This window comes from Micromonospora tarapacensis, from assembly GCF_019697375.1.
GTDB classification, from domain to species: Bacteria; Actinomycetota; Actinomycetes; order Mycobacteriales; family Micromonosporaceae; genus Micromonospora; species Micromonospora tarapacensis.
The window spans coordinates 749,982-772,681 of the sequence record NZ_JAHCDI010000003.1; the positions used below are offsets into that span (position 1 = coordinate 749,982).

Sequence of the window (22,700 nt, forward strand, 5' to 3'; positions counted from 1 at the left end):
CGATCGGGCAGCCGGTGCTCAGCGGGTGGATCGGGTGCGGCGGGTCATCGCGGCGACGGCGCCCACCGCCGTGCCGGCGGCGAGGCCGAAGGCGGCGCCGACCCGGACCAGTTGGCGGCGCCGGCCGTGCCAGCCGCCCGCCGGCTGCCCCTCGGCGCCTGGCTGGAAGACGTTTCCGGAGCGGTCCCACCCGATCGACGGCCCGAACTGGGTGCGCCGGGTGTACCAAGCGAGGAGCCGCTCGGCGAGCGCCGGGGCGAGCCGCCACTGCAGGCCGATCAGGCGGGCGGCGCCGCCGGCGTACGCCTCGCGTCGGGGCCGGCGCAGCAGCCGGATGACCGTCTCCGCGACCACCTCCGGAGGGTAGAGCGGTGGGGGCGGCATCAGTTGCCGGCCGCTGTGATTGGCGGCGTGCCGGAAGAACGGCGTGTCGATGGTGGCCGGAAGCACGGTGCAGACCGAGATGGCCTCCCGGCCGGTGACGCGCAGCTCCTGGCGGACCGTGTCGGCCAGCCCTCGGATCCCGTGTTTGGCCGCGTTGTACGCGGACTGGTACGGCATCGCCACCTCGGCCAGCACCGAGGCGTTGTTGACCACCACGCCGCCACCGGCCGCGCTGAGATGGGGCAGCGCGGCCCGGATCCCGTGCGCGACGCCGAGCAGGTTCACCTCCACCACCCGGCGGAACTCGGCCACCGGGACCTCCTCGAACAGCCCGACCGAGCCGACCGCCGCATTGTTGACCCAGGCGTCGATCCGGCCGAACTCCGTCGCGGCGTAGGCCGCCAGCCGTTGCACCGCCACCGGGTCGGTGACGTCGGTGGGCACGACCAGGGTGCGACCGCCCAGCTCACGGCAGCGCCGCGCCACCTCGCGCAGCGCCGGTTCGGTGCGGGCGGCCAGCACCAGGCCGCTGCCGTGGCGGGCCAGGGCGTGCGCGGTCGCCGCGCCGATGCCGCTGGAGGCGCCGGTGATCACCACCGTGGCGTCGGGCAGGCTTCGGGCGAGGGGCATTCCTCATCGGTACCCCGCCGTGTCCGGATCATGCCGCCGGGCGCGCCCCCCGATCTGCGAGGTTTCGGCTCGTCGGACCCCGGTTAATGGGACGCTCTGACAAGAGACCACCGCCCCATCCGCATGGAGGTGACCCATGCGCGTCGGCCTCGTCTGTGCCCACGCCGCTGCGCCGCCGTCCGGCGACGGCGACGTCGTCGGCACCTACCAGCACATCGCACGGGTTGCGGCCGAACTGGCCGGACGAGGTCATGACATCCGGGTCTACACCCGCCGGGACGCCCCGGAGGCGGCCGAGATCGCCACTGTGGACAACTACGGTGTGCACCGGGCGCCGGTGGGACCGGTAGCGCCGATACCCACCGCCGAACTGGTGCCGTACGTGGCCGAGTTCGGTCAGTGGCTGGCCGACCAGTGGTCCGGCGGCTGGACACCCGAGGTGGTGCACGGCCACTACTGGATCGGCGGGCTGGCTGCCGCGCACGCCGTCCGGGAGACCGACATCCCCGTCGTGCAGACGTTCCACTCCATCGGTATGGAGCAACTGCGCCACCTCGGCCCGCAGTACGACGGCCCCGGCACCCGCATCCCGCTGGAGCGGGCGCTGACCCGGGTGGTCGACATCGCGGTCGCCCAGTGCAACGACGAGGTCGACGAGCTGACCCGGATGGGCCTGCAACGCGCGTCGGTCGCGATGGTGCCGACCGGCGTCGACACGGAGCGGTTCCATCCCGACGGTGAGGCCGCCCCGCGCGACCAACGACCCCGGATCCTGTCGGTGGGCGCTCTCTCCAGCGGTCACGGCCAGGACGACCTGATCCGCGCCATGCGGCTGGTCGGAGACGCGGAACTGGTGATCGTCGGCGGGCCGCCGGCGGACCGGCTGGCCCACCACGCCGAGGCGCGGCGGCTGCGCGAGCTGGCCGAACGCATCGGGGTCGGCGAGCAGGTGCACCTGGTGGGCGCGGTGCCGCACGAGCAGCTGGCCACCTGGTACCGCTCGGCCGACGTGGTGGCCTGCACCCCGCACTACTCGTCGGCCGGCCGGGTCTCGCTGGAGGCGATGGCCTGCGGCGTTCCGGTGGTCGGCTACGCCATGGGCGGCATCGCCGACGCCGTCGTCGACGAGGTCACCGGCAAGCTGGTGCCACCGGGCGACGTGCGCACGCTCGGGATGACGCTGCGTCGGCTGCTCACCGACAACGCGGGCCGGTTCGCGTACGGGCACGCGGCGGTGGACCGGGTCCGGTGCAGTTACACCTGGGAACGGACGGCGAGTGCGCTGGAGCGGCTCTACGAGCGGGTGGTCGGTCGGCGCAAGCCGGTCGAGGCGGCCTGAGCCCCAGCGCCCACACCGCCGCCGACCGCGCGGACGACCGCCCGGGCCGGCCGGCCGGGCGGAGGCCCGATCGGTGACGCGCCGACGCCGACCACCGCCCGGGTCGTCTCCCGTGCCAGGGCGTGATGGTGCTGTGGTGCGGCGTACCGGGTGAGCCCGATGACGGCGGCGAGGGTGACCAGGAAGCCGACGCCGGCGAGCCACTCCCGGCCCGGCCAGATCTTGTCGTTGAGCAGTAGCAGACCGACGATCGCGGCGGGCACCGCACCGGCCGCGTCCATGGCGGCCACCGCCGCCGTGGTGGAACCGCGCTGCATCGCCAGCCCGAGCAGCAGCTGGCCGACCAGGGAATGGCCGACGAGCAGGTAGAGCAGCGGATCGGTGAGGAAGGTGTCCCAGCTCGGCGCGGAGGCCAGCGGCCGGGCGGCCACCGCCGCCGCGGAGAAGGCCAGCCCGGCCAGCGAGCCGAGTGCCACCGAGCCGGGCGCACCATGCAGCCGGACCGCGAAGAAGCCCAGCACCGCGATGACCGCCAGGGTCGCCAGCAGGGCGAGCGTGCCAGCGGTGCCCAGTCCCTTGGACGGCGCAGGTCGGGCGGCCAGCACCAGTGCGGTGATCCCGGCGAAGAGGAGCACCAGCAGGGCGACCTCGGCCATCGGCAGCCGCCACTTCAGCACGATCACACCGAGGATGGCGGTCACCCCGAGCCCGGCCGCCACGCTCGCCTGCACCAGGAACAGCGGCAGATCCCGCCGGGCCAGGAAGGCGAACACGAACCCGCCCACCTGGCAGGCCAGCCCGACCAGGTAGGTGCGGTGCCCGGCCAGGCGCAGCAGCAGCCCGGGATCGAAGGTGTGGTGCACGCTGGTGCGGGCGGCGGCGACCGACTGCAACAGGTTGGCGACGCCGTACGCGACGACCATCGTCGCCAGGAAACACCAGCCCGAGGTAGCCACCTGGCGAGGATAGAGGTAACCGGGCGTCAGCGCGCGGCCGGCTGACCGAGCCGATCGAGGATGTCGGGGTGCAGTGGGCCGTTGGTGGCCACGGCGCTGTTCTCGCTGCTAGCGAGGGCCGGACCGCCCGCCAGGTCGGTGAACGCGCCCCCGGCCTCGGTGACTATGGGTATCAGTGCGGCCACGTCCCAGCACGACAACTCGGGCTCGATCATGACGTCCAGTGCGCCCTCGGCCAGCAGCATGTAACCGTAGAAGTCACCGTAGGCCCGGCTGCGCCAGGTGTCCCGCATCAGCTGGAGCACCGGCTCCAGCCGACCGGCCTCCTCCCAGCCGCCCAGCGAGGAGTAGCACAGGCTGGCATCGGCGAGCTTCGTCACCCCGGAAACCCGGATGGCGGTGCACCGGGACGCATCCGGGCCCGCGTACGCCCCGGTGCCGTGCGCCGCCCACCAGCGGCGGCCCAGCGCCGGCGCGGACACCAACCCGGCGACCGGCCGGCCGCCCTCCAACAGTGCGATCAGGGTGGCCCAGACCGGCACTCCGCGGACGAAGTTCTTGGTGCCGTCGATCGGATCCACCACCCACTGTCTCGTCCCGGCGGCGGGGGTCGAGCCGTACTCCTCGCCGAGCAGCCCGTCTCCGGGCCGGTGCTCGGCGAGCAGCGCGCGGATCTCGCGTTCCACGGCGGTGTCCGCGTCGGAGACCGGGGTCAGGTCGGGCTTCGACTCGACCCGCAGGTCGAGCGCCCGGAACCGGGTCGTCGAGATGGCGTCGGCGGCGTCGGCGAGCCGGTGGGCGAGGGCGAGGTCGTCGGCGTACCCGGTCATGTCGGACACGGTAGCGACGCGACCGCCGGGCCGGCGCCGGGGGCCGGGCGCGGCTCCGGCCGGCGGTTCACTCCGGGCGCCCGCGCGGCTCGGCCTCGCCACGGAGATCGGGCTCCCCGGCCCGCGAGGCCAGCAGCCGGCGGTACGAGGCCAGCCGGCGGGGATCCGCCCGACCCCGCTCGACCCAGGCGTCCAGCGCGCAGTCGGCCTCGTCGGGGGTGTGCGGGCAGTTCGCCGCGCAGTCGACGGTGGCCTCGACCAGGTCCGGGAAGCCGTGCAGCAGGCTCTCGGCCGACACGTGGGCCAACCCGAAGCTGCGTACGCCGGGGGTGTCGACGATCCAGCCCGGGTCGTCGGTCACGCGGGGCAGCGCGGGCAGCCGCAGCGCCACGGCGCTGGACGAGGTGTGCCGGCCCCGGCCGATCGCGCTGACCGTGCCGACCGCCCGATCGGCCTCCGGGACCAGGCGGTTGACCAGCGTCGACTTGCCGACCCCGGAGTGCCCGACGAGCACCGAGACCCGCCCGGCGAGCAGGCTGCGCAGGGCGTCCAGTGGCGAGTCCGGCCGGATGAGGACGTACGGCAGTTCCAGCTCGGTGTAGTAGCCGACAACCGCCTCCGGGCCGGCCAGGTCGGCCTTGGTCAGGCAGAGCAGCGGCTCGATGCCCGCGTCGTACGCGGCCACCAGGCAGCGGTCGATGAACCCGGTGCGCGGCGGCGGGTCGGCCAGCGCGCTGACGATCACGAGCTGGTCGGCGTTGGCGACCACCACCCGTTCCAGTCGCCCCTCGGCGGTGCTGGCGTCGTCCTCGGCGGTGCGCCGCAGCACGGACCGCCGCGGCTCGATGCGGACGATGCGGGCCAGTGCCCCGGACGTGCCGGAGGTGTCGCCGACCAGGCCGACCCGGTCGCCGACCACCACGGACTTGCGCCCCAGCTCCCGAGCCCGCATCGCGGTGACGGTCCGGTCCTCGGGCGCGGCGCCGGCCAGGACGCAGGTGTACCGTCCCCGGTCCACCGCGATGACGAGGCCGCCCTCCGCGTCGGCGTGCTGTGGCCGGGTTCGGGTACGCGGACGCGAGGGTTTGCCGGGCCGGACCCGGACGTCGTCCTCGTCGTACTCCCGCCGCCTGGTCGCCAGGGCCGCCCCGTTTCCGTCGCTCAGCTCTTGCCGGTCACCACTGCCGACCATAGTGCCGGGAACTCGGGCATGGTCTTCGAGGTGCACGCCACGTCGTCCAGCTCGACGCCGGGCACGGCCAGACCGGCCACCGCCGCCGCGTGCGCCATCCGGTGGTCGTGGTATGTGCGGAACACCCCGCCACGCAGCGGCCGGGGCCGGATCTCCAGGCCGTCGGCCGACTCGGTGACGTCCCCGCCGAGCGCGGTGAACTCCCGGGCCAGCGCGGCGAGCCGGTCGGTCTCGTGACCACGGATGTGGCCGACGCCGGTGAACACCGAGGGAGAGTCGGCGAGCATCGCCAACGCGGTGAGCGCCGGGGTCAGTTCGCTCACGTCCGACAGGTCGGCGCGCAGGCCCCGCACCGTCCCGCTGCCGCGCACGGTGAGCCCCTCGGTGGTGAGGGTTACCTCCGCGCCCATCTGCTGCAACAGCGAGCGGAGCCGCTCCACCGGCTGGGAGCTGCCTCGCGGCGGCCAGCCGTGCAGGGTCACCTCGCCACCGGTGACCAGGGCGGCGGCGAAGAACGGGACGGCGCCGGACAGATCCGGCTCGATCTCCCAGCCGCGCCCCGTCAGCGGGCCCGGCTCGACCGCCCAGACGTCCGGGGTGCTGTCGTCGACCGCGGCACCGGCCGCCCGCAGCATCTGGACGGTCATCCGCAGGTGCGGCGCGGAGGGCACGGGCGGACCGACGTGCCGGACCACCAGCCCACGGTCGAATCGCGGCGCGGCGAGCAACAGCCCGGAGACCAGCTGACTGGAGGCGGAGGCGTCGATGACCACCTCACCGCCGGTGACCCGACCCGTGCCCAGGACCACCAGCGGCAGGCTGCCGGGCCCGGTGTTGTCGATGCGTACGCCGAGCGAGCGCAGTGCCCCGATCAGCGGCCCGAGCGGGCGTGTGCGAGCGTGCGGATCACCGTCGAGGGTGACCTGGCCCTCGGCCAGCCCCGCCACCGGGGGCACGAAGCGCATGATGGTGCCGGCGAGCCCGACATCGACCTGCGCCGGGCCGACCAGCCGGTGCGGCCGGACCAGCCAGCGCTCGTCGTCGGCGATCGACACGTGCGCGCCCATCGCCCGCAGTGCCGCGGCCATCAGCTCGGTGTCCCGGGCGCGCAGCGGCCTGGCCAGTGTCGAAGGGCCGGTCGCGAGCGCGCTCAGCACCAGGGCACGGTTGGTGATCGACTTGGAGCCGGGCAGGCGCAGCGACGCCGACACCGGATCATTGGCCGTCGGGGCGGTCCACGGCTTCAGCGGCCGGTTCGCGGTCAGGTTCCCCACGGCTACATTCTGCCGTGTCGCGGCCGGTCGTGGTCGCGGCCGTGGCCGCCGCTCCCGGTGGACGGGACAGCCGGGCGGCCGGCGGCGCGCTAGCGTGTCCGGCATGTGCGGGAGGTACGCCACGACCCGGAGCGCCGGTGACCTGAGCGTCCTGTTCGAGTCTGCGGACGAGACCGCTGGCGCGCTGGTCGCCGACCACAACGTTGCCCCGACCGACCCGGTGCCGCTGGTCCGGGTCAGCCCCGCGGGTCATCGCGCGCTCTCGCTCGGCCGCTGGGGACTGGTGCCACCGTGGTCCCGGTCGCCGGCCGGGGCGGCCCGCATGATCAACGCTCGCGTCGAGACGGTCGCGACCAGCCGGGCGTACGCCCCGGCCTTCGCCCGGCGCCGTTGCCTGGTCCCGGCCGACGGCTGGTACGAGTGGGTCCGTCGGCCCGGCGAGGCGAAGCAGCCGTACTACCTCACCCCGTTGGACGGCTCGGTGCTCGCCTTCGCCGGCATCTGGTCGGTCTGGGACGGCCCCGGTGGTGCGCTGCTGACCTGCAGTGTGCTGACCACCACCGCGCTCGGTGAACTGGCCGAGGTGCACGATCGGATGCCGCTGCTGCTACCGCCCGAGCGGTGGGCCAGCTGGTTGGGTGGTGGCGGCGACGCGGCCGAGCTGCTCGTGCCGCCGCCACTGGACTGGCTCGCCGGGATCGAGGTGCGACCGGTCGGGCCGGCGGTGGGAGACGTCCGCAACGACGGCCCGGAACTGACCGCGCGGGTGCCGCCGACCCGCCACCCGGAGCCGGAGGACATGCGGTTGTTCTGATTACGCCCCGCACATTGTCGGGAGTGATTTGCTGCGGTTGCGGGTGAAAGATGACCCGATCGTTCGGCCAACTTCCCGGCAAAGTCTTGTCTCCGCCCAGGCAAGTGCGATAGAACACAGCGCCGGTGATGGGTATCGTTCGCGTCGGGTGAACGACGTCTATCGATCTTGCTGGTCCCACGGGGGAGGTGGGTGGATGACACGGGCGCGTATGCCCCGTCCACACGAGGTGGCCGCCGCGCGGCGTGATCCGCGGCTGCTGCGGGCGTTACGTGAACGGCGACAGGACGAAGCCTGGCGCACCAGGGGCACCTGCCAGAGCGTCGACCCGGAGACGTTCTTTCCGGCGCCGAACGAGCCGGCGGACGCGGCGGTGGCCCTGTGCCGCAGCTGCGACGTGCAGGGCTCCTGTCTGGCCTGGGCGTTGGAGGTGGGCGACTGCCACGGCGTGTGGGGTGGCACCACCCCACGGGAACGGCGGGCGATGCTGGTGGCCTGGCGCGACGAGGTGCAACCCGATCCCGACGCCGCCGCCGAGGCGGGCCCGCCGGTGCGGGACCGGCTACTCACGCTCGTCCCGCTGAGCTGACCACCGGCCCGGTCTGTCGAGGCCGCCGGGCCGCGGCCGCAGAATGGAGCGGTGCCGCACGACGACCTCATCGAGACCCCGCGCGGCCCGGCGCGGGTCGACCTCGACACGCCGACCGGTCCGGTCCGGGCACTGCTGGTGCTCGGGCACGGCGCGGGCGGAAGCGTCGACGCCCCCGACCTGATCGCGCTCAGCGATGCCGCGGTGGCCGCCGGGGTGGCCGTGGCCCGGGTGACCCAGCCCTACCGGGTCGCCGGCCGCCGCGCGCCGGCTCCCGCCGGGCACCTCGACGAGGCGTGGACGGCCGTGCTGGGCGCGCTGCGGGGGCACCGTCCGGGCGTACCCCTGGTGGTGGGTGGTCGCTCCAGCGGCGCGCGGGTGGCCTGCCGGACGGCGACCGCGGTGGGCGCCGCCGGGGTGGTCGCGCTCGCCTTCCCGCTGCATCCACCAGGCCGGCCGGAGCGCAGTCGGGCCGGTGAACTGGGCACCGGGCTGCCGACCCTGGTGGTCAACGGCGATCGGGACCCGTTCGGCGTGCCGGCCCCGAGCCCCGGCGTGCGGGTGGTGGTCCGGCCGGGTGAGCGGCACGAGCTGCGCGGCGACCCGGCCGGAACGGCCGCAGTCGTGATCGGCTGGCTGCGCGAGAACGGCTGGGCGCGGGCGGGCCGGGCCGCCGCCACGGCGGCTGACCCGGCGGCGGCCTCGCGCACGCGGCCGGCCGCCGTTTCCGTCGACCGCGCCGGTTCGTTGCACCCGGTGGTGTCGCCGGGTGCGGCACCGGGCTCCCAGGCCCTTCCTGGTCCCAGCCTCGGTTGCACCGCCGCGGCCGGGACCAGGAACGCCGGGCCGGGGCCGGAATGTCTCGACCCACGGTGCGTGTTGAACACCTCGGACAACCAATGTGCGAGGGGGTGACCGGTGCCGACCGAGATCCGGAACCGGGAGCGCGACGAGCGGGAGGCCCGGCAGCTGAGGCAGCTGCTGACCGGCCCGAACTGGCCGGCGGCGGTGCCACCGGCCGAGGTGGCGACGGGCACACCCGTCGGAACCGAATCTTCCGACAGGTCCGTGCGCGTATCCTCGGCGGGGAAGCATCCGACCCGAGGGGATGTGCGGTTGACCACCGAGAAGACGGACGAGCGTAGGGCCCGGTTCGAGCGGGACGCGATGCCCTTCGTCGATCAGCTGTACGCGGCCGGCCTGCGGATGACGCGTAACCCGGCGGATGCCGAGGACCTGGTCCAGGAGACCTACCTGAAGGCGTACGCCGCCTTCCACCAGTTCGAGCAGGGCACGAACCTGAAGGCCTGGCTCTACCGGATCCTGACCAACACCTACATCAACTCCTACCGCAAGCGGCAGCGGCAGCCGGTGCAGGCGCCGACCGACGAGATCACCGACTGGCAGCTCGCCGAGGCCGAGTCGCACACCTCCAGCGGGTTGCGGTCCGCCGAGACCGAGGCGCTCGACCGGCTCCCCGACAGCGACGTCAAGGAGGCCCTCCAGCAGTTGCCGGAGGAGTTCCGGCTGGCTGTCTACCTGACCGATGTCGAGGGCTTTTCCTACAAGGAGGTCGCCGACATCATGGGTACGCCGATCGGCACGGTGATGTCGCGGTTGCACCGCGGGCGTCGTAATCTGCGCAAGCTGCTTGAGGGCTACGCCGCGGAGCTCGGCTTCTCCGCCGCGCCGTCGGCCCGGAGTTCGACCGCTGCCACCGGCCGGGAGGTGTGACGTGAGCTGGGGAGACCCGCACGAGACGGACTGCCGTGAGGTGCTTGCCGAGGTCTACCTCTACCTCGACCTGGAGTGCGCGCAGGAGCGTCGTACCTTGATCCGGCACCACCTCGACGAGTGCGGCGGGTGCCTGCGAGAGTACGGCATCGAGCAGGAGGTCAAGGCGCTGGTGGCCCGCTGCTGTGGCAACGAGTCCGCGCCGGACGAGCTGCACGAGCGGCTGCGGGTGCGGCTTCGTCAACTCGTCGTCTTCGAGAGCACCGAGTCGCGCGAACTGGCCGACTGATCGGGGCGACCCGACGGTTCCGGCCGCACCGTGGCCGGCGCGACCCGCCCGGTTGTGACGACGCCCGCCGGTGGCCCGAGTCGGGCCACCGGCGTTTCCTGACCGGCCGCGAATGTGCCGCCGACCGCGGTTCAGGAGTTGGGGCGCTTGCCGTGGTTGGCGGCGTTCTTCTTGCGGGCCTTCTTCTTGCGGGACTTCTTCGCCATGCTGACCTCCTCGTGATGGTCGGATCGACCGCGCACGACCTCGGCGCGACTGCGCACCGGTTCTCGGCGCCGGGTCCGACCTGTTGATGCTAGTGCGGCCGGCAGCGCGGGAGCGTCGCCGGGGCACTCCCGCGCCCACCGGCGGCCCGACCGTGATTGGATACGTCGCAGGCAGTCGTGAGAGAAGGGGCCCGGAAGATGGCCGAGGAGATCCGCGCCGAGATGGTGGCGAACGTCTGGAAGGTCGTCGCGTCGGCCGGGGACACCGTGTCCGAGGGGGACACGCTGGTGATCCTGGAGTCGATGAAGATGGAGATCCCGGTGATTGCCGAGAGCGCCGGCGTCGTGCGGCAGCTCGTGGTGAACGAGGGTGACGTGGTGCAGGACGGTGACCTGATCGCGGTGATCGGTTGACCGGCCCGCTGGTCCGTCCGGCCGGGCCGGCCGACTTCGCCGCGGTGGCCCGGCTCACCGTCGCGGCGTACGAGGCCGACGGGCAGCTCAAGGGTGAGACCGGCTACGCCGAGGTGCTGGCCGACGTGGTCGGTCGGGCGGCGCACGGCGACGTCCTGGTCGCCGTCGACCCGGTCACCGGCCGGCTGCTCGGCTCGGTCACCTTCGTCCTGCCCGGCAGCCGCTACGCCGAGCTGTGCGGCCCGGGCGAGGCCGAGTTCCGGATGCTGGCGGTCGACCCGGCGGCGCAGAGCCGGGGAGCCGGCGCGGCCCTCGTCGACGCCTGCGTCGCCCGGGCGAACGAGTTGGGCTGCACCGCCCTGACGATCTGCGTACGCGCGGGCCACGCCGAGCCCGCCCACCGGCTCTACCGGCGGCGCGGCTTCGTCCGGGTGCCGGCGCGGGACTGGAGTCCACTGCCCGGGGTCGACCTGCTCGCCCTGCGCCTGCCACTCGACACGACGCACTAGCTAGCCGCCACCGGTCAGGGTTCGGTGGGCGGGGCGGCGATGGCGGCGAGCAGTTCGTCCGCGACTTCGAGGGCGACCCGCCTACGTTCGGCGTCGCTGATGTCGGGTGTGCGTACGGCGAACCAACTGCTGTGCACGGCGAACAGGGCCAGCACGGCACGGAGCTGGGCGCCGGGGGAGTCGTCACCCTGGCAGAGTGCGGTGGCCAGCCGGAACATCCGGCCGCGCAGCTCCCGGCCGGCGGAGAGGCTCTTCAACGCGGTCTGGTTCTGCTCGAAGAACCGCATCACCGAGTGCTGCTCGCCATTGAACGTGGCGTCGGCGTACCGCTCGACGACGGCCCGGCGGGTGACCAGCGTGGCCGGCTGGCTTTCGGCCCAGGCGATCAGCGCGTCCATCCGCTCCAGCCGGTCCTCCACGACGCTGGTGACGATCTCGTCCTTGCTCTTGAAGTGGTAGTAGAGCGCAGCCTTGGTCACCCCGAGCCGCTCGGCCACCTCACGCAGGGACGTCGCCTCGTAACCCTGCTCGGTGAAGAGCTCCAGCGCCACGGCCTTGATCCGCTCCCGCGTGCCGCCTGTGCTCTGACTCACCCGTCCCTGCCCATCCGGTTGGCCGTCGTCACCTGTCCAACTTACCGTCCGGCTAGTAAGGTGACTAGCCGGGCGGCAAGTAAGTGCGCCGCATCTCGGGGGGAGAGCTTACCGATGGCCCAGCAGAACCAGGCTGCCGTGCGACCCAATGTCCGGGTCGTACTCTTCGGCCTGATGATCGCCATGATGCTGGCGATGCTCGACAACATGATCGTGAGCACCGCCCTGCCCCGCATCGTGGGCGAGTTCGGCGGGCTCAACCACTTCACCTGGGTGGTGACCGCCTACGTGCTGGGCACCACCGTCTCCACCCCGATCTGGGGCAAGCTCGGCGACCTCTACGGCCGTAAGGCGGTCTTCCTCACCGCCGTGGTGATCTTCCTGGTCGGTTCCGCGCTGTGCGGGATGGCCGGTTCGGGTTTCCTCGGCGGTCCCGACGACGGCATGGTCCAGTTGATCGCCTTCCGGGCCGTGCAGGGTCTGGGCGCCGGTGGCCTGATGGTCGGCGTCATGGCGATCATCGGTGACCTGGTGCCGCCCCGTGAGCGTGGCCGGTACCAGGGCATGATCGCCGGGATCATGGCCATCGCGATGGTGGCCGGCCCACTGGTCGGCGGCTTCATCACCGACCACCTCTCCTGGCGCTGGGCGTTCTACGTCAACCTGCCGCTGGGCGGCGTGGCGCTGGTGCTGCTGATCGCCACCATGCACCTGCCCAAGTACCGCACCGAGCACCGGATCGACTGGCTCGGCGCCGCGCTGCTGTCGGTGGGCATCACCGGCATCGTGTTGATCACCACCTGGGGCGGCAACGAGTACGCCTGGGCCTCCCCGCAGATCCTCGGCCTCGCCGTACTAGCGGTCGCGGCGCTGGTGCTCTTCGGGCTCGTCGAGCGGCGGGTCCCCGAGCCGATCCTGCCGCTGCGGCTCTTCGCCAACCGGAACTTCGCCCTCATCTCGGTGATCGGTTTCCTGCTCGGCTTCGCGATGTTCGGCGCGATGAACTTCCTGCCGCTCTATCAGCAGACCGTCCAGGGGGCCTCGGCCACCAACTCCGGCCTGCTGCTGCTGCCACTGATGTTCGGCATGCTGGTGGTCTCGCTGGTCGTCGGCCGGGCGATCACCCGGACCGGGCGGTACCGGATCTTCCCGATCGTCGGCGGCGGGGTGATGGCCGTCGGGCTCGCCCTGCTGAGCCTGCTGGACGTGGACACCAGCAAGGTCGCCTCGTCGCTCTACATGCTGGTGCTCGGCGCCGGCATGGGCTTCCTCATGCAGACGTCCATGCTGATCGCGCAGAACAGCGTCGCCCAGAGGGATCTCGGTGCGGCCAGCGGTGCGGCCACCTTCTTCCGGTCCATCGGCGGGTCGTTCGGCATCTCGCTGTTCGGTGCCATCTTCGCCAACCGGCTGGCCGGCTCTGCGGCCGGCGGCGCGTTCAGCGGCGGTGGGGAGTCCGGTGCGGCGATGAACATCGAGCAGCTCAAGGAGTTGCCGGCGCAGGCGCGCGAACTGGTGCTCGGTGGCCTCGCGGACGCGATCTCGCACGTGTTCGGATGGGCCGTGATCTTCGCGGTCGTGGTTCCGGTGCTCGCCTGGTTCATCCGGGAGATCCCGCTGCGTACCAGCAACGACGCCGAGCCGGCCAGCCCGGAGGAGCAGGCCGAGACCGCCCTGGCCCGTTCCCCGGCCGCCTGACCGGGTCGTGCTGACCCGGCGCCGCGGGGCGGGGCGGGTCAGGGCGGGGCCGGCACGGTCAGGGCGGCGGAGGGCCGGGGATGCGCGGTCGTAGCAGGCGCAGCAGACGGCGCAGCACGGCACGCGGCGAACCACGGCGCCGGCCGGCGGTCGGGCCGGTGAGCGTGCGCGCCAGCGCGACGGCCTCCGGGGTGAGGCCCGGCGTGGCCAGCGCCAGGTGAGCCAGGGAGGGTGCGGCGGGTACCGGGCGATCCCGGCCCGTCGCGGCCGTGGCCGCCAGCCGCTCGGCGACCACCCGGGCCACGTCGGGCCGGACCGACGGGTCCACCCAGGCGGCGGTCACCAGGGCGAACAGGGCCGCCTCGGTGACCTCCTCCACCTCCCGGGCCAAGTCCACCAGCACCTGCCGCCGGGTCGAGGTCGCCCAGGGCTCGTCGGTGCGATGGTGCAGCAGGCCGAGGCAGGCCCACACCTGCACGCAACGCACCCACAGGGCCGGGTCCTGGCCGGCCAGGACCCGACCCAGGGCGGTCTGCGGGACATCGGGCGGATGGGCCAGCAGGCCGAGCAGATCGGGCAGGTCGAGAGTGGCCAGGCCGACCGCGGCGTCGTACGCCGCGGGTGGGTGGGGCCAGGCCGGCCGGGCGAGTTCGCGCAGCCGGCGGGCCGCCTCGGCGGACGGCGGAGGCGGCGTCGGGCGTACCGCGCCCACCGCCGGGTCGAGTCCGGCGACGTCGCGCGGGCGCGGTGCCCCGGTCGCCGACGCGGCCGGCGTGAGCTGCCCCAGCCACGGGCGTCCGCGGCAGCACTCGGCCAGATCGCCGTGCTCGTGCGAGTCGTCCGGATGGTCGCGGACGAAGTCGGCCAGCGCGACCAGGTGACGCACCTCGCCGTCACGCTGGAACCGCAGCCGGTGCGCGGTGTGCACCGCGCAGTCGAAGGACGGGTTGCGGGTCAGCGCCTGCTCGATCCAGCGCAGCGCCTCCTCCAGCCGGCCGTGGTCGGCCAGCGTGCCGGCGATGTCGGCGTACACCGCCAGATCGTCCGGATCGTGGCCGACGGCGCGGCGCAGCGCGGCGAGCGCCTCGCGGGTCCGGCCGGCGCTGCGCAGGGCGTATCCAAGCCAGACCTCACCCATCTTCGACGGCGCCGCGCGTACCCCCCGGGTGGCCCACCGGACCGCGAGCGGAACCTCGCCCACCCGCCGGGCCAGCGCGGACGCCGTGCCCAGCAGCAGGCCGTGCTCCGGATGGACGGTGACCGCGTTGCGGGCCAGCGTGAGGTAGGCCGCCAGGGCCGGACGGGCTGCCGGCGGCACCGGATCGGGTGCGGCGGCGCAGACCTGCAACAACACCCGCGCCGCCTGGTCGGGACCGAGGCGCTCGGCCAACTCCGGCGAGGTCACCCAGGGCACGCCCGCCCAGTCCGCACCGGGCGCGTGCGCGGTGGCGGCGATCAGCAGGTCGAGCCCTTCGGCCGGGCGACCTGCCGCGGCGAGCAGGTGCGCGCGGGCAACCACCGCCCCGACGAAGGTGTGGTGCTGCAACGGGAACAGACCCACGCCGCCGTCACCGCTGGCCGCGGCCAACTGGGCGAGGGTCTCGTGCACCTCGGGCAGCGTCGGCGCGCGGGCGAGCGCGGCCGCGACATGGTCGGCGGCGTGCGCCAGCTCGCCGGAGTCCAGGGCCTGCCGGGCCAGGACCAGCTCCTCCGTCGCCGGCAACGCCCGGTCGTTCGTTCCCTCGGCCACGTCGTCCTCTCACTCGTCGGTACCGGCTGCGCGGTGAGGTCGGGTCAGCGTAGGTGACGGGCCCCAGCTCTGGTGATCCAATGCGCAGTGCTGCTCGTTCGATTGCTGAGATCGAAAACAGAGTGCAAGACTGAGCAGCAAACGCGCGGCTTTCGCGCAGGGGAGGAGTTTCCATGACGCGCCCAGGTAGCGGCATGGCCGCCGACATCGACGAGCAGCCGGCCGGTTACGAGCGGTTGCTCTCCGCCGAACACGCCGCACCGATCGCCCGGGTGGCCGCGGCGGTGGCCGAGCGCCGGCCACGGCACGTGGTGTTCACCGCGCGGGGCACCTCCGACCACGCCGCGCTGTACGCCGCCTATCTCACCGAGATCCGTCTCGGCCTGCCAGCCGGCCTGGCCTCACCGAGCGCGGTGACCCTCTTCGGTGCCCGGCCGGACCTCTCCGACGCCCTGGTCGTCGGCGTCAGCCAGAGCGGCGGCTCACCCGATCTGGCCGAAGTGCTCCGGGCCGCCCGGGACTCCGGCGCGCTCACCCTCGCGGTCACCAACGCGCCGGACTCCCCGCTGGCGAGCGCCGCCGAGCTGTCCGTCGACATAGCCGCCGGGCACGAGCGGGCGGTGGCCGCCACCAAGACCTACACCGCTGAGCTGCTCGCCCTGCTGATGCTGGTGGAGGGGATCCGGGCCGGCGACGGCGCGCTGCCCGCCGAGGAGCGGCAGGCCCTGGCCGACCTGCCCGAGCTGGCCGCGCGCACCCTGACCGACCCCACCCCGGCCCAGCTCGCACCGCGTTACCGGTTCGCCGCCCAGCTGGTCACCACCGGCCGGGGGTACGCCTACCCGACCGCCCGGGAGGCGGCGCTGAAGCTGATGGAGACGTCATACCTGCCGGCGCTGGCGTTCTCGGGCGCCGACCTGCTGCACGGCCCGCTCGCCATGACCGATCCGGCCGTGCCGGTGCTGGCGGTGGTCGGCTCGGGGCCGGGCGGGCGGGCGATGGGCGAGGTGCTGCCCCGGCTCGGCGAGCGTCGGGCCGACGTGGTGGTGGTCGGCTCCGCCGAGGTCGGCGGCGCCACCCGCATCGCCGTGCCCGAGGTCGACGAACGGTACGCCCCGCTGCTGGACATCCTGCCGTTGCAGCGGCTGGCGCTGGCCCTGGCCCTGGCCCGGGGCGAGGATCCGGACTCGCCGCGCGGGCTGAGGAAGGTCACCGCGACGATGTGAGCCGCGGCGTGGCAGTCTGTCGGCGTGTCCACACTGCGCGACCTTGCCGAGGAGCACACCCGGCTGCGTCCGGCCGACATCGACCACCTGCACCGCGTCGCCGGCGACTGGCAGCTGCTGTCCGACCTCTCCTTCGCCGACCTGCTGCTCTGGGTGCCGGTCGACGGCGAGGGCAGCTTCCTCTGCGTGGCCCAGGTCCGCCCGACCACCGCGCCCACCGCCTACCAGGACGACCAGGTGGGACGGATCGTCGGCGGGCCGGAGGTGGCGCACCTGGAGGTCGCCTACCGGCAGGGACGGATCTGGCGGGAGGGCGACCCGGTCTGGTACGGCGACGTGCCCGCCCGGCACGAGGCGATCCCGGTCCGGTTGCGCGCGGCCGACGGCGAATCCGGTGAGCTGATCGCCGTGGTGGGCCGGGACACCAACCTGTCCACCGCCCGCACGCCCAGCCAGTTGGAGCTGAACTACCTGACCACGGCCGACGACCTGGCCCAGATGATCGCCGACGGCACCTTTCCGCCGCCCCGGCACCCGGGGGAGACCACCTCCGCGCCGCGCGTCGGCGACGGTCTGGTCCGGTTGGACGCCGGCGGCAAGGTCACCTACGCCAGCCCGAACGCGCAGTCGGCGTACCGCCGGTTGGGGCACGCATCGTTGCTGGTGGGGGAGGATCTCGCGGTGCTGCACCGCCGCCTGGCCGGCGATCCCCTGGAAGGCACCGACGCCGCGAACGGCATCCTCGCCGCGTTGCGCGGCGAGGCGCCGCCCCGGCGGGAGATCGACGCCCGCGGCGCGACCATGCTCACCCGGGCCCTGCCGCTGATGCCCGCCGGAGTGCCGATCGGCGCGCTGGTGCTGGTCCGCGACATCACCGAGGTGCGCCGCCGCGATCGTGCCCTGATCACCAAGGACGCCACCATCCGGGAGATCCACCACCGGGTGAAGAACAACCTGCAGACCGTCGCGGCGCTGCTGCGCCTGCAGGCCCGCCGGGTGTCGATGCCGGAGGCGCGGGTGGCCCTGGAGGAATCCGTGCGGCGGGTGGCGTCGATCGCCCTGGTGCACGAGACGCTCTCCATGTCCAGCGACGAGGTGGTTGAGTTCGACGGCATAGTCGACCGGGTGGCCAGCGCGGCGACCGAGGTGGCGGCGACCGAGGTGAGCGTCGGGATGCGGCGCAGGGGGAGCTTCGGTGTGCTGCCGGCCGAGATCGCCACCTCGCTGGTGATGGTCCTCAACGAGTTGCTGCTCAATGCCGTCGAACACGGCTTCCCGCCGGCCGGCGACGACCTGGCGGGGGCGGAACCGGCCGCTGGCGAGCCGACGGAGCCGGCTGGGCCGGCCGCCGCCTCGGCGGAGCCCGCGCCCGAGGTTGTGGTGTCGGCTCATCGGTTCCGCAAGATGCTGCACGTCACCGTGGCCGACAACGGCCGAGGGCTGCCGGTCGGCTTCGACGCCGAAGGTGGCGGCAAGCTCGGGCTGCAGATCGTCCGGGCGCTGGTCACCGGCGAACTGCGTGGCAGCATCGAGCTGCGTCCGGGCGCCGCGGGGGGCACCGAGGCATTCCTCGCCGTTCCGCTGGCCCGCGGCGTCCCGGAGGGCCGCTGAACGGTTCGCCGCCGCCGCGCCGAGCCGCCCGCTTGCCGGCCGGTCCAGCCGCCGGCCGGAACGGATCAGCGGGTGAGCAGCGCGACGGTGAGGCCGGCGCGCGGCCAGACCTGGGCGACCGTGAAGCCGGCGCGCAGCGCGTCCCCCTGGGGCCGGGCACGGCGGCCAGCGGGTCGGCACGGCGACCGGCCAGCAGCAGCCAGACCCGGTCGACGCCGGCCAGGCAGTCGGCCGGCCGGTCGCATTCGGCGGCCCACAGGTCGCCCCGGCGGACCTGCCCCTCGGCCAGCAGCACGTCCCGCGGAAGCCGTCCGCCCAGGTGGTAGCCGAGACCGAGATCGAGGAAGAGCCAGCTGTCCCGAGGCGAGTAGACCACCGCGTCGCCGGGGCGTTGGCCGGCGGCGACGATCCGGGCCGCTGCCCGGTAGTCGACCGTGGCGCTGCGCGGCCACTCGTGGGTGCGGCGCAGTGCCACCTGGTCGGGTAGGCCGAGCAGCCCGGCCAGGGCCACCACGGCCAGGGCGGGCGGCAACCGTGCCGACGCCAGTGCCGCGCCGGCCAGCAGGCAGCCGAACGGCACCACGAAGACCAGGTAGCGGGGCACCCACAGGGGCACGACCAGCCCGGCCAGGAAGAGCAGCGACACCGGCAGCAGCACGCAGCTCGCCGGCAGCAGGCCGCGCCGGCCGGCCCGGGCGGCGCCGAGCGCGGCGAGCCCGACCAGCAACCCGCCGACCACCCCGCTCTGCGCCACCCCGCCGGCGAGCGCCGCCAGGTCGCCGGGACGGGCGGCGTCCACCCAGTCCAGTTGCCGGGCCCGCTGTCCCCGGGCCGCCAGCGCCAGCGGCGCCACCGCCACCATCACCGGCACCAGGGCGGCCAGCCAGCGCGGGCCCGGCCGCGGCCGGCCCCGCTCCCCGCGGCCGGCTCCCGGGGCGGTGGGCACGGTTTCGGGCCCCGTGCCGCCGGATTCCGCGCCGCCGCGCCTCGCGGCGGCGAGCACGACGACCGCGTGGGCGGCGAGCAGGGTCAGGGCGACCAGGTGGGTCAGCCCCAGGGCGATGGTCGTCGCGGCGTACCAGACCCAGCGGCGCCGACCGGGCTGGTTCAGCGCGTCCACCAGCAACAGAGTGCTCAGCACGGCGAGTGCGGTGGCCAGGGCGTACGGCCGGGCCTCCTGGCCGTACCTGGAGGTGCCGGGGAGCACCGCGACCAGCAGCCCGGCGAGCAGACCGACGCGGGCGTCCCAGAGCCGCCGGCCGAGCACGGCGGTCAGGCCGGCGGTCGCGGCCATCGCGAGCGCGGAGGGCAGGCGCAGCGCGGCCACCGAGTCGCCGGCCACCGTCACCCAGGCGTGCATGAGCAGGTAGTACGGCCCGGCGGCGGCGTCGATGGTGCCGGCCAGCCGGAGCAGGCCGGCGACTCCTCGGGTGGCGGCGCTCCAGGTCGCCAACTCGTCGCGCCACGGCTGGGCGGTGTCCAGCCCGACCAGCGTCACCAGCAGGGCGACGCCCGCCGGCACCAGCCACACCGGCAGCGAGCGCAGGCGCATCCCGCTCAGCCGGACGCCTGTTCCGGCGGCCGGGATCGACCTACCGGACAAATCCCCCATGCCGCGAGCCTGCCACACGGTTGCGCTCCGGGTGGTGGCAGCGACCGCCCGTGATGTGGGATCCCACACGTGCTCATTGGCCGCCCGGTGCCGGGTGTGGCAGCATGACGTCCATGACTGCCGCCGTCGTCCGCCGCTTCGTGGCCCGCCGCCACGTCGATTACGGCCGCGTGCGCAGCGCCATCTGTCCGGCTCACTGACGACGCCCGACCATTCCTGCCTCGGGCACGCAGCGCGCCGGCCGGGCAGAGACATCGTCGTCCCGGCCTCCTCCGGGAGCCGCTCGCCGCGTCCGCGTAGGCCAACTGAGGCACAGCAGACAACGGAGGACGCCGCGATGGCAGTCAGCGAGATTCCGGCCCGCCCCGCGCGGGCGCCCCGACGTCCCCGTGGCGAGGGCCAGTGGGCGCTCGGGCACCGGGAGCCACTCAACCCCAACGAGCGGATCAAGAAGGACGACGACCCGCTCAACGTGCGGGACCGGATCGAGAACATCTACGCCCATCGTGGGTTCGCCTCGATCGACCCGCAGGATCTGCGCGGCCGGTTCCGCTGGTGGGGCCTCTACACCCAGCGCAAGGCGGGCATCGACGGTGGGCGTACCGCCGTGCTGGAACCGCACGAGCTGGAAGACGAGTACTTCATGCTGCGGGTGCGCGTCGACGGCGGCCAGCTCGACCTGGCGCAGCTGCGGACGATCGCCGAGATCTCCCGGGAGTTCGCCCGGGACACCGCCGACATCACCGACCGGCAGAACATCCAGTACCACTGGATCCGGGTCGAGGACATGCCGGAGATCTGGCGGCGGCTGGAGTCCGTCGGCCTGCAGACCACCGAGGCGTGCGGCGACTGCCCCCGCATCGTGCTGGGCAGCCCGGTGGCCGGGGTGGCCGCGGCCGAGCTGGTCGACCCCACCTCCGCGATCGACGAGATCGTCCGGCGGTACGTCGGCGACAAGCAGTACTCCAACCTGCCCCGCAAGTTCAAGTCCTCGATCTCGTGGCTGGTGGACACCCCGTACGAGGCGAACGACATCTCCTTCCTGGGTGTCGATCATCCGGAGCACGGCCCGGGATTCGACCTGTGGGTCGGCGGCGGCCTGTCCACCAACCCGATGCTGGCCCAGCGGCTCGGCGTCTGGGTGCCGCTGGCCGAGGTGCCGGACGTCTGGGCCGGTGTGGTCGGCATCTTCCGCGACTACGGCTACCGCCGGCTACGCCACCGGGCCCGGCTGAAGTTCCTGCTCGCCGACTGGGGTGTGGTTAAGTTCCGCGAGGTGCTGGAGAAGGAGTACCTGGGCCGGACGCTGCTCGACGGGCCCGCCCCGGAGCTGCCGGACAAGCCGATCGACCACATCGGCGTGCACGTCCAGCGGGACGGCCGCAACTACGTCGGCGCCGCCCCGGTGGTCGGGCGGGTCTCCGGCACCCAGCTCGCCCAGCTGGCGGACGTGGTCGAGGCGCACGGCAGCGACCGGGTGCGGCTCACCCCGTACCAGAAGCTGCTGGTGCTCGACGTGCCGCCGGAGCGGACGGAGTCGCTGGTCGACGGGCTGCGCGGGATCGGCCTGGAGGCCCGACCGTCGGCCTGGCGGCGCGGCACGATGGCCTGCACCGGCATCGAGTACTGCAAGCTCGCCATCGTCGAGACCAAGGCGCGTGGCGAGGAGCTGGTGGCGCGGCTGGAGCAGCGGCTGCGCGACTTCGACGCGGACATCTCCATCCACATCAACGGCTGCCCGAACGCCTGCGCCCGCACCCAGGTGGCCGACATCGGCCTCAAGGGTCAGCTGGTCACCGGGCCGGACGGCCGTCAGGTGGAGGGCTTCCAGGTGCACCTCGGCGGCGGGCTCGGCATGGCCGAGGGCCGCACCGCCGGCTTCGGCCGCAAGCTGCGCGGCCTGAAGACGACCGCCGAGGAGCTTCCCGAGTACGTCGAGCGGCTGGCGTCGCGCTACCTGGCCGGCCGGACCGCGGGCGAGACGTTCGCCAACTGGGTGATCAGGGTCGACGAGGAGGAACTGCGGTGAGCGAGCGCAGCGAACGAACTGGTCAGCTCAGTGGTGTGGCGCCTCGTCGCGGCGCCGGGCGAAGCGAGGCGGCGCGATGAGTGAGACGCGTTCCGCACCGCTGTACTGCCCGTACTGCGGTGAGGAGGATCTGCGGCCGAATGAGACCGGGCACGGCGCGTGGGAGTGCCACGCCTGCGCGCGGGTGTTCACGGTCCGCTTCAACGGCCTGCTCTCCCGGAGGGCCGGCCGGTGAGCGCCCTGGTCTCCGCCGCCGGTCTCGGCCTGGTCGGCGCCGGCGCCCCGGCTCCGGCCGACCCGGCGCGGCGTGGCCCGGACGAGCTGCGTGAGCTGGCCGAGCGGGCTGGCCGGGAGCTGGAGGGCGCGCCCGCGCCGGAGATCGCCCGGTGGGCCGCGGAAACCTTCGGTGACCGGTTCTGCGTGACCAGCTCGATGGCCGACGGGGTGCTCGCGCACCTGGCCTCCCGGGTGGCCCCGGGGGTGGACGTGGTCTTCCTCGACACCGGCCTGCACTTTCCGGAGACGCTGGCGGTCCGCGACGAGGTGGCCCGCACGTTGCCGGTGAACGTCCGGTCCGTCCGGCCGCGACTCACCGTGGGTCAGCAGGACGGTGAGTACGGGCCACGGCTGTTCAACAAGTCCCCGGACGAATGCTGCCAGTTGCGCAAGGTGGAGCCGCTGGAGCGGGCGCTGGCCGGTTACGACGCGTGGGCCGCCGGCCTGCGTCGCGACGAGTCACCGACCCGCGCCAACACTCCGGTGGTGACGTTCGACGCCCGCCGGGGCAAGGTGAAGGTCAATCCGATCGCGGCCTGGACGCAGCGTGACGTCGACGCGTACATCGCCCGGTGGAACGTGCCCGTGAACGAGTTGTTCCGGCGCGGCTACGGCTCGATCGGCTGCTGGCCGTGCACGCGGCGAACCAGGGCCGGCGAGGATCCACGAGCCGGCCGTTGGGCCATGTTCGAGAAGACCGAGTGCGGTCTGCACGTCTGACCGGCGCGACCGGGCCCGCCCGGCC

Annotated in this window: 21 protein-coding genes and 2 pseudogenes; 14 read left to right on the plus strand and 9 right to left on the minus strand. The window is 73.7% G+C overall.

The features are described 5' to 3' along the window. Positions 1–18: 18 nt before the first annotated feature. Positions 19–1,014: an SDR family oxidoreductase gene (locus KIF24_RS04415; RefSeq protein WP_221082858.1), complete on the minus strand. Its 996-nt coding sequence runs from the start codon at positions 1,012–1,014 to the stop codon at positions 19–21. 136 nt (positions 1,015–1,150) lie between these two features. Here KIF24_RS04415 and KIF24_RS04420 point away from each other — a divergent pair, with 136 nt between their 5' ends. Further along, on the plus strand, positions 1,151–2,353 hold the full coding sequence (locus tag KIF24_RS04420; RefSeq protein WP_221082859.1) for a glycosyltransferase: 1,203 nt from the start codon (positions 1,151–1,153) through the stop codon (positions 2,351–2,353). On the opposite strand, the gene KIF24_RS04425 is transcribed toward KIF24_RS04420, so the two are convergent. From KIF24_RS04425 to aroA, 4 genes are all read right to left on the minus strand, one after another. After that, entirely contained in the window at positions 2,308–3,276 is a 969-nt protein-coding gene (locus KIF24_RS04425; protein ID WP_221083174.1) for a hypothetical protein, read from the minus strand. The genes KIF24_RS04420 and KIF24_RS04425 overlap by 46 nt on opposite strands. A gap of 59 nt (positions 3,277–3,335) precedes the next feature. Beyond that, the gene (gene hisN / locus KIF24_RS04430) at positions 3,336–4,139 is read right to left on the minus strand and encodes a histidinol-phosphatase (RefSeq protein ID WP_221082860.1); all 804 of its coding nucleotides are present in this window, start codon (positions 4,137–4,139) and stop codon (positions 3,336–3,338) included. Positions 4,140–4,206: 67 nt separating this feature from the next. Further along, positions 4,207–5,331, minus strand: a complete 1,125-nt coding sequence (rsgA, locus tag KIF24_RS04435) for a ribosome small subunit-dependent GTPase A (protein WP_221082861.1) — start codon at positions 5,329–5,331, stop codon at positions 4,207–4,209. Beyond that, positions 5,301–6,605, minus strand: a complete 1,305-nt coding sequence (gene aroA, locus KIF24_RS04440; RefSeq protein ID WP_221082862.1) for a 3-phosphoshikimate 1-carboxyvinyltransferase — start codon at positions 6,603–6,605, stop codon at positions 5,301–5,303. Before aroA ends, rsgA begins: the two co-directional genes overlap by 31 nt. 103 nt (positions 6,606–6,708) lie before the next feature. Here aroA and KIF24_RS04445 point away from each other — a divergent pair, with 103 nt between their 5' ends. The 5 genes and pseudogenes from KIF24_RS04445 (at position 6,709) to rsrA (ending at position 10,031) form a co-directional block, all read left to right on the plus strand. Beyond that, the gene (locus KIF24_RS04445) at positions 6,709–7,419 is read left to right on the plus strand and encodes an SOS response-associated peptidase (protein WP_221082863.1); all 711 of its coding nucleotides are present in this window, start codon (positions 6,709–6,711) and stop codon (positions 7,417–7,419) included. Between the two features lie 196 nt (positions 7,420–7,615). Next, positions 7,616–8,008, plus strand: a complete 393-nt coding sequence (locus KIF24_RS04450) for a WhiB family transcriptional regulator (protein ID WP_221082864.1) — start codon at positions 7,616–7,618, stop codon at positions 8,006–8,008. A gap of 51 nt (positions 8,009–8,059) precedes the next feature. Continuing rightward, positions 8,060–8,668, plus strand: a pseudogene (locus KIF24_RS04455) (alpha/beta hydrolase family protein); the annotation flags it as partial. A gap of 258 nt (positions 8,669–8,926) precedes the next feature. Further along, positions 8,927–9,742, plus strand: coding sequence for a sigma-70 family RNA polymerase sigma factor (locus KIF24_RS04460; protein WP_221082865.1), 816 nt, complete (start codon positions 8,927–8,929; stop codon positions 9,740–9,742). A 1-nt stretch (position 9,743) separates the two neighbouring features. Beyond that, positions 9,744–10,031, plus strand: coding sequence for a mycothiol system anti-sigma-R factor (rsrA, locus tag KIF24_RS04465; protein ID WP_221082866.1), 288 nt, complete (start codon positions 9,744–9,746; stop codon positions 10,029–10,031). Positions 10,032–10,162: 131 nt separating this feature from the next. On the opposite strand, the gene KIF24_RS33805 is transcribed toward rsrA, so the two are convergent. Continuing rightward, positions 10,163–10,294, minus strand: a complete 132-nt coding sequence (locus tag KIF24_RS33805) for a 50S ribosomal protein bL37 (protein WP_269440567.1) — start codon at positions 10,292–10,294, stop codon at positions 10,163–10,165. A gap of 141 nt (positions 10,295–10,435) precedes the next feature. Here KIF24_RS33805 and KIF24_RS04470 point away from each other — a divergent pair, with 141 nt between their 5' ends. Further along, the gene (locus KIF24_RS04470; RefSeq protein ID WP_221082867.1) at positions 10,436–10,651 is read left to right on the plus strand and encodes a biotin/lipoyl-binding carrier protein; all 216 of its coding nucleotides are present in this window, start codon (positions 10,436–10,438) and stop codon (positions 10,649–10,651) included. After that, positions 10,648–11,160, plus strand: a complete 513-nt coding sequence (locus KIF24_RS04475) for a GNAT family N-acetyltransferase (protein WP_221082868.1) — start codon at positions 10,648–10,650, stop codon at positions 11,158–11,160. Before KIF24_RS04470 ends, KIF24_RS04475 begins: the two co-directional genes overlap by 4 nt. Positions 11,161–11,174: 14 nt before the next feature. On the opposite strand, the gene KIF24_RS04480 is transcribed toward KIF24_RS04475, so the two are convergent. Continuing rightward, positions 11,175–11,753 carry a TetR/AcrR family transcriptional regulator gene (locus KIF24_RS04480; protein ID WP_221082869.1) on the minus strand — a complete coding sequence of 193 codons (579 nt, stop codon included), beginning with the start codon at positions 11,751–11,753 and terminating at the stop codon, positions 11,175–11,177. Between the two features lie 114 nt (positions 11,754–11,867). Here KIF24_RS04480 and KIF24_RS04485 point away from each other — a divergent pair, with 114 nt between their 5' ends. Continuing rightward, positions 11,868–13,451, plus strand: a complete 1,584-nt coding sequence (locus KIF24_RS04485) for an MDR family MFS transporter (protein WP_221082870.1) — start codon at positions 11,868–11,870, stop codon at positions 13,449–13,451. Positions 13,452–13,509: 58 nt separating this feature from the next. Here KIF24_RS04485 and KIF24_RS04490 read toward each other — a convergent pair whose 3' ends face one another. Next, complete coding sequence (locus tag KIF24_RS04490) at positions 13,510–15,201, minus strand: tetratricopeptide repeat protein (protein WP_221082871.1); 1,692 nt, start codon at positions 15,199–15,201, stop codon at positions 13,510–13,512. 194 nt (positions 15,202–15,395) lie between these two features. Between KIF24_RS04490 and KIF24_RS04495 the strand changes: the two genes are divergently transcribed. Together KIF24_RS04495 and KIF24_RS04500 are read left to right on the plus strand one after the other, a co-directional pair. Next, on the plus strand, positions 15,396–16,427 hold the full coding sequence (locus tag KIF24_RS04495; protein WP_221083175.1) for an SIS domain-containing protein: 1,032 nt from the start codon (positions 15,396–15,398) through the stop codon (positions 16,425–16,427). 24 nt (positions 16,428–16,451) lie between these two features. Beyond that, a complete protein-coding gene (locus KIF24_RS04500) occupies positions 16,452–18,038 on the plus strand; it encodes a histidine kinase N-terminal domain-containing protein (protein ID WP_221082872.1) in 1,587 nt (528 codons plus the stop codon). Between the two features lie 65 nt (positions 18,039–18,103). On the opposite strand, the pseudogene KIF24_RS04505 reads toward KIF24_RS04500, so the two are convergent. Beyond that, positions 18,104–19,590, minus strand: a pseudogene (locus KIF24_RS04505) (glycosyltransferase family 39 protein). Between the two features lie 397 nt (positions 19,591–19,987). Here KIF24_RS04505 and KIF24_RS04510 point away from each other — a divergent pair. The 3 genes from KIF24_RS04510 to KIF24_RS04520 all read left to right on the plus strand — a co-directional run bounded on the left by KIF24_RS04510 (position 19,988) and on the right by KIF24_RS04520 (position 22,675). Then, complete coding sequence (locus tag KIF24_RS04510) at positions 19,988–21,679, plus strand: nitrite/sulfite reductase (protein ID WP_221082873.1); 1,692 nt, start codon at positions 19,988–19,990, stop codon at positions 21,677–21,679. A 76-nt stretch (positions 21,680–21,755) separates the two neighbouring features. After that, positions 21,756–21,914 carry a hypothetical protein gene (locus KIF24_RS04515; protein ID WP_221082874.1) on the plus strand — a complete coding sequence of 53 codons (159 nt, stop codon included), beginning with the start codon at positions 21,756–21,758 and terminating at the stop codon, positions 21,912–21,914. Further along, the gene (locus KIF24_RS04520; RefSeq protein ID WP_221082875.1) at positions 21,911–22,675 is read left to right on the plus strand and encodes a phosphoadenylyl-sulfate reductase; all 765 of its coding nucleotides are present in this window, start codon (positions 21,911–21,913) and stop codon (positions 22,673–22,675) included. Before KIF24_RS04515 ends, KIF24_RS04520 begins: the two co-directional genes overlap by 4 nt. Positions 22,676–22,700 lie beyond the last annotated feature (25 nt).

Excerpts from the sequence above, each read along its gene's own strand:
- KIF24_RS04415 (WP_221082858.1), bottom strand. The coding sequence starts at position 1,014 with ATGCCCCTCGCCCGAAGCCTGCCCGACGCCACGGTGGTGATCACCGGC.
- KIF24_RS04420 (WP_221082859.1), top strand. The coding sequence starts at position 1,151 with ATGCGCGTCGGCCTCGTCTGTGCCCACGCCGCTGCGCCGCCGTCCGGC.
- KIF24_RS04425 (WP_221083174.1), bottom strand. The coding sequence starts at position 3,276 with ATGGTCGTCGCGTACGGCGTCGCCAACCTGTTGCAGTCGGTCGCCGCC.
- hisN (WP_221082860.1), bottom strand. The coding sequence starts at position 4,139 with ATGACCGGGTACGCCGACGACCTCGCCCTCGCCCACCGGCTCGCCGAC.
- rsgA (WP_221082861.1), bottom strand. The coding sequence starts at position 5,331 with ATGGTCGGCAGTGGTGACCGGCAAGAGCTGAGCGACGGAAACGGGGCG.
- KIF24_RS04445 (WP_221082863.1), top strand. The coding sequence starts at position 6,709 with ATGTGCGGGAGGTACGCCACGACCCGGAGCGCCGGTGACCTGAGCGTC.
- KIF24_RS04450 (WP_221082864.1), top strand. The coding sequence starts at position 7,616 with ATGACACGGGCGCGTATGCCCCGTCCACACGAGGTGGCCGCCGCGCGG.
- KIF24_RS04470 (WP_221082867.1), top strand. The coding sequence starts at position 10,436 with ATGGCCGAGGAGATCCGCGCCGAGATGGTGGCGAACGTCTGGAAGGTC.
- KIF24_RS04485 (WP_221082870.1), top strand. The coding sequence starts at position 11,868 with ATGGCCCAGCAGAACCAGGCTGCCGTGCGACCCAATGTCCGGGTCGTA.
- KIF24_RS04495 (WP_221083175.1), top strand. The coding sequence starts at position 15,396 with ATGGCCGCCGACATCGACGAGCAGCCGGCCGGTTACGAGCGGTTGCTC.
- KIF24_RS04510 (WP_221082873.1), top strand. The coding sequence starts at position 19,988 with ATGGCAGTCAGCGAGATTCCGGCCCGCCCCGCGCGGGCGCCCCGACGT.
- KIF24_RS04515 (WP_221082874.1), top strand. The coding sequence starts at position 21,756 with ATGAGTGAGACGCGTTCCGCACCGCTGTACTGCCCGTACTGCGGTGAG.